Source organism: Selenomonas ruminantium subsp. lactilytica TAM6421 (assembly GCF_000284095.1).
Classification (GTDB): Bacteria; Bacillota; Negativicutes; order Selenomonadales; family Selenomonadaceae; genus Selenomonas_A; species Selenomonas_A lactilytica.
On sequence record NC_017071.1, the window covers coordinates 1 to 4693 of the forward strand.

The 4693-nt window shown below is 44.4% G+C and carries 5 protein-coding genes; 4 read left to right on the plus strand and 1 reads right to left on the minus strand.

All coding sequences use genetic code 11. The features are described from left to right. Genes SELR_RS19160 through SELR_RS15635 form a run of 3 tightly spaced genes read left to right on the plus strand, consistent with a single transcriptional unit; the run spans position 1 to position 1675 of the window. Entirely contained in the window at positions 1-1275 is a 1275-nt protein-coding gene (locus tag SELR_RS19160; RefSeq protein ID WP_014426084.1) for a replication initiation protein, read from the plus strand. A gap of 12 nt (positions 1276-1287) precedes the next feature. Continuing rightward, positions 1288-1467, plus strand: coding sequence for a hypothetical protein (locus tag SELR_RS15630; RefSeq protein WP_041914919.1), 180 nt, complete (start codon positions 1288-1290; stop codon positions 1465-1467). Further along, entirely contained in the window at positions 1454-1675 is a 222-nt protein-coding gene (locus SELR_RS15635) for a hypothetical protein (RefSeq protein ID WP_014426085.1), read from the plus strand. The genes SELR_RS15630 and SELR_RS15635 overlap by 14 nt, the downstream gene beginning before the upstream one ends. Before the next feature lie 190 nt (positions 1676-1865). On the opposite strand, the gene SELR_RS15640 is transcribed toward SELR_RS15635, so the two are convergent. Then, complete coding sequence (locus SELR_RS15640; protein WP_041914920.1) at positions 1866-2378, minus strand: hypothetical protein; 513 nt, start codon at positions 2376-2378, stop codon at positions 1866-1868. An 879-nt stretch (positions 2379-3257) separates the two neighbouring features. On the opposite strand from SELR_RS15640, the gene SELR_RS15645 reads away from it, so the two are divergent. Further along, the gene (locus tag SELR_RS15645; RefSeq protein WP_014426087.1) at positions 3258-4226 is read left to right on the plus strand and encodes a site-specific integrase; all 969 of its coding nucleotides are present in this window, start codon (positions 3258-3260) and stop codon (positions 4224-4226) included. Positions 4227-4693 lie beyond the last annotated feature (467 nt).

Below are 4693 nucleotides of genomic sequence, written 5' to 3' on the forward strand. Positions count from 1 at the left end.
GTGAACGACATAGAGATACTCGAAAAGAGTGTTATACAAGCGAATCCGCTTATAAGGGCTAGAAAAGAAATGAATGTGACTGAAATGCGTCTATTTATTCTTGGCTTGCAAGATATAGAACCACACATCAAAGACGAAAATTTTCACGATGTAGATTTTCATGAGACCGTGATACCGTATAGCCAGTTGCAAAATCTTTTCGGCGGTAGCTGGTACGGCAATATTACAAATCTAAAAAAACAAGTTAAAAACGCATATAACAATACGATAGAGTTGTCTTATGATGACGGAGGTTTTGGCTATCGACACATTTATAGAAAAATGGATTATAGACCGCAGGAAGGTCTTATCATTCAATTTGATGATGAAATGAAGCCGTATATCCTTGATATACTCAATCAGTCATATACAAAATATAAGGTTAAAGCCTTCTTTGCTTTATCTTCTGCGTACGCATGGCGTATATTAGAATCGCTTCTTGAGAAGCAAGGGTATTTTAAGAAAGGCAAAAAAGAAGTATATCTCTCTTTGTCTATAGAAGAACTGCGTTTTAGATTGAATGTTCCAGATGGCTTATATGAGGGCAAAATGTGCAATTTTCGCTCCCGTGTTCTTGACTTGCCGATTAAAGAAATCAATGAAAAGACCGATTATCAAGTTTGGTACGAACCACAAAAAACTGGCAGGAAAGTTACAGGCTTTACGTTCTGGATGAAGATGAAGAAAAAAGAGTGTGTTGAAAAGCTAGAAAAAGAGCAGACAGAAACACTGCCAGAAGCCACCAGCCCAGATGTGGCAGGGCTTTCCGAGGAACAGGAGCAACTAGCATATCGCTTGATGAACCGAGAAATTTCTAAAAAAAGAGCTATGAAACTTGTTCAAAAATATTCGTATGAACAAGTAGAAAACAACTTGAAATACTGTGTCGAGAGACGAGATAAATACAATGATTTGGCAGCTACAATTATAACAGCAATAAAAAATGACTGGGCAGGGACAGCGAAGAAAGATAAAAAAGAAGCAGAAGAGAAAATGAGAGAGAAAAATTTAGACCGACGGCAAGCAAATGATTTCTTTCACGGAACGGAACTTTTGAAAATTGGAAAGGGAAAAGTAGAAGAAGAAAAAGAAGAGAAAAAGGAACTGACTGAGCTAACAGATATTGACATCGAGATGATTAAATTGCATGGAGAAAAAGCGGGTTTCTTTCGCCAAAGAATGGAAAAGCTCGGCTTAACTATTGAAGATGTAAAAGCAGGAAAAAGAAAAAAGTGAGAGGTTCTGGATATGGAAAGAACAAAGTTGCTCGAAGAATACAGTCGGCTTCTCGATAGTATCGCTTGGTACAATCGAGGCGATGTATTAGAGTTAGCTAAGATGGCAAAAAAACTTGGGCGTAGCTATATGCAAGATTTAGCTGAAAGAAAGCAAGCATTGAAGAAGGAGATAAGTTATGACATTTCTTGAACTTCAAAAGCAGATTGTGCAAACTCGCAAAGCGAGGAAAGGAATCAAAAATAGGACTGACTACTTTGATTCTGACAGCAACGAAGATTTTTATGTTGCTGTTTACAAAAAAGCATTATCTGTTGCAAACAAAGTTGTTCAGCACTACGAAGAAGCTAGAGAAATAAACCCGAAGGAAAAGGTTTCAGTAGAATTCAAAAGCAAGTAACCGCACGAAAAAGCCCCGCCTCTTTGAGCAGGGCTTTTTTTAGTGGGTGCTACCGCTCCGGCTTTTTAGCTCTGGCAGTTCTTTTGTTGCTCGATTACAAGCACCCGTAACCGAGTGCCGCCAGCGGCGGCTGCTTGAGAGAACGCACGGGGCGAAACAAGAGATTTTACAAGTCCCCGTACAGATTACACTAAGAATAGCAACTCTGGCGGATTTGTCGAAGTGCTTCCTGTATAGTCTTGAAATGCGGTGAGCCATGAGCTGGAAACTGAGAGCGGTGAGCACGGTGCATATACTTTGATATTTCTTTGCTGCTCAAGCCTTGGTTAGCGAGGTCGAGCAGTTCTTGTTCGTGCTCTAGTAGTTTTTGCATTACTGTTTTCTTCTGCTTGAGTGCTGCGTGGGCTTGCTCACGCTCTTCGGTAACTTGTGTCAGAACGTCTGCACGGAAGTGTGCAAAGCGTTGCCGAAGCATAGCGGCTGTCTGTAAGCGGTGCCAGAACCCATTCCCGATATGACAGTTTGCTAGGTCTCTGTAGATTCTGAAGACGAGTTCTCGTTCTTTTTGGCTTAGTAGCTTGCCAATATACCCTTGTGCTGTAGCTGCTTTCTGCGGGTCGGTTGCTAGTTCATCAGCTATACGCTTAGCAGTCGGGATAGTATAGCGTATTTTCTCAATATCTCTTTGCCTTGTCTTTTCCATGAATGAGTAACCTTCTTTCTTCTTCGAGTACCACAAGCACACACCCGCCCCTGCCCTCTCCGCCTTCGGCGGATCGGGCGGGGGTGGGTGTGTGCTTGTGGTCGCCTGCCGCCCTTTGGGCGGTAGGCGATGTGGTGCCGGCGGCGATAGCCGTCGGTGCGGTGGTGGCGGTGCGGTGGGGTTGGTGGGCGTGGTGGTAGCGGGAGCGGAGCAGGAGGAGGTCAGGTCGCCCGCTGGAGAGTGCGGGCGGTGTAACTAAGCGGGCTAACCCCGCTTAGCTCTGTCTTTTCGAAAGAAAAGACAGAGCTAAGCTCTACGGACGCACCCCCGAACCCCCGAACAAAAAATGACACGAATAATTTCATCATAGAAATTGTTCGTGTCATTTTTTGTTCGTGAGGCTATATGCCCGTTCTAGTTTTTCGGAAAACTTCACCGACGCAGAGCGTCGGCAGGGAAGTAGCTATGATAAGTTGTTTTGCGAGAGAGAACGCAACGAAACAACTGTGCTCCAACGGCTGGAGGGTAAAATGCCGAGACGCTTTGAGAGAGCGTTCTGAAACAAGATGCCGTTTAAGGCAGCCCGCCAGGGCTGCCGAAGGTCGTCCTCGTCTCCTATTGCGAGGTGCTTCTGAACTGTCTACTACGGACAGGGAGGGAAATAACCGCTGGAAGCCTGCTCGAAGAGCGAAACTGGCGTGCCAAGATGGGCCGTAAGTGAAGCCAATGGTTTGGGGCACTGAATACCTTACCGCCTGTGCAAGCATGAGGAGGTGCTTGTACAGACAATAGAAAAAAGCCTTGCTTTGCTTGCTGATTTGTAAAAATCAGCGGGCAAAGGAGGGCTTTTGCCCATAAAAAATGAAAGGGTGGTATTACATGAGCAAAGCAGCAAGCCCGTCAGCCCAGGTTTTAGGACTTGAAAAAGAAGCCGGATATTTGCACATCAATGACGGGACGAACAAAGCAGACGCCCAGCAAGCTTTACGGGATGCTGGCATAACCAATTTTCACGACATCAGCAAACAAATCGGCTTTTATGAGAGCAAGACCTTGACCAAGTATAATGGTATCCTGAAGCAGTACATACAATTTGAGAAGTCTGAAGGTAGGACAGCAGATATACGAGCGTTTACCGCAGACAAAGCAGACGCTTTTCTGCAATACAAGTTTGAGATGGGCATATCTACATCGCAAATGTTGAGCTATTGCAAAGCATTCAGTAAGCTAGAAGGAATGCTTGAAACAGTCAGCCATGACTGGAAAGAGCAGAACACAGCGAAAGTAGATACATTGCTTGAGAATTGGCGTACTGAAATCAATGACGCTGCTCGTTCTATTGATGACAAACAATCAAGGGCGTACACTGATGCAGCAGCTGTTGTGGCTGCTGTAGAAGACCCACGAGCACACCTCGCGGCAGAGCTACAGCTCGAAACGGGGTTGCGGGTACATGACGTGACGTTTGTGCGTTTAAACGCCGATGGTACACTCGATGTGAACAGCAAAGCCGGATATAGAGTTGCTAACTTCCCAATTCCTGCCAATCTGGCCACAGAGTTGCGAGGATTCGCTGACAAATTTGGTATAAGCCCAACTACGGGAGGAAAACTGTGTTTCAACCTTATCAGCTACGGAGATTACAGAACAGAGCTGAAAGCTGCCGCCGAGCAGTGTGTCGAACGCTGGAGCGGGACGCATTCGCTGAGAGTCACGTTTTCAGTAAATTTGTACAATGAGCTGAGAGGAAAAGGCTATACTGACAAGCAAGCTAGACAGGAGTTAGCAGAGCGACTGTTTCATGGACGTATATCGGTAACATACTTCTATGTTGGAAAATGTAGCTGATGAGGAAGCGAGCAATGCCGTTCTGAGTAGCTAGAGGACACTAACGCATATAAATATATGCGTCGTACTCTCTGAAGGCTTCTAAAGGCTTCTGAGGGCTTCTGAGAGCTATTCGGAGGGCTGACGTTCCATATACAATCAATGCCATCAAGCAGAAGAGCAAGCAGACAAGCAAAGCGAGAAAAATTTTTCTGATACTAGAAAAGTCGGTTTTTCTCTATATGTCTGTTTGTTCTTTTTATATCTGTTTGTTCTTTTAGACCCCCCGCCAGCCATTGATACATAAGGCTTGGCGGGTTTATATGACTACAAATTTTGTGGTTTGTGACTACAAAATTTGTGGTTATGACTACAGATTTTGTGGTTTGTGACTACAGATTTTGTGGTTTGTGACTACATAGACTACATTGACACAAGTAGTCATGTAGTCTATAATATTTGCTATAGTTTAGAACGGAGGTGTTTTT